The organism is Paraburkholderia sp. J41, assembly GCF_905220235.1.
GTDB lineage: Bacteria > Pseudomonadota > Gammaproteobacteria > Burkholderiales > Burkholderiaceae > Paraburkholderia.
In genome coordinates, this window is the sequence record NZ_CAJMZE010000104.1 from 1 (window position 1) to 473 (window position 473).

Genomic DNA, 473 nt, shown 5'->3' on the forward strand with positions numbered 1-473 from the left:
TTTGGAGACGATCAAGCCCGAGGATCTTGGCGTGGACGTGACGCCGCGTCTCAAGACGCTGAAGGTTGCCGAGCCGCCCAAGCGCAGCGCAGGCGTGAAGGTCGCCGACGTCAAGACGCTGGTCGAGAAGCTCAAGACCGAAGCCAAGGTGCTGTAAGGAGAGCGAAGAAATGACGATTCTGGTTATTGCCGAACACGACAATCAGTCGATCAAGGCCGCGACGTTGAACACGGTTGCCGCCGCGCAGAAGATCGGCGGCGACGTGCATGTGCTGGTCGCGGGCCACAACGCGCAGGCCGCTGCCGACGCCGCCGCGAAGATCGCGGGCGTGGCCAAGGTGCTGCTCGCCGATGCGCCGCAACTCGAACAGGGTCTCGCGGAAAACGTCGAGGCGACGGTTCTCGCGATTGCGAAGAACTATTCGCACATTCTCGCGCCCGCCACGGCGGCGGGAAAGAACGTTGCGCCGCGT

General features: G+C 63.6%; 2 pseudogenes. Both read left to right on the forward strand.

The features are described 5' to 3' along the window. Nucleotides 1–157: pseudogene (locus U5805_RS31615) on the forward strand (electron transfer flavoprotein subunit beta/FixA family protein); the annotation flags it as partial. A gap of 13 nt (nucleotides 158–170) precedes the next feature. Then, nucleotides 171–473 (forward strand): annotated as a pseudogene (locus U5805_RS31620) (electron transfer flavoprotein subunit alpha/FixB family protein); the annotation flags it as partial.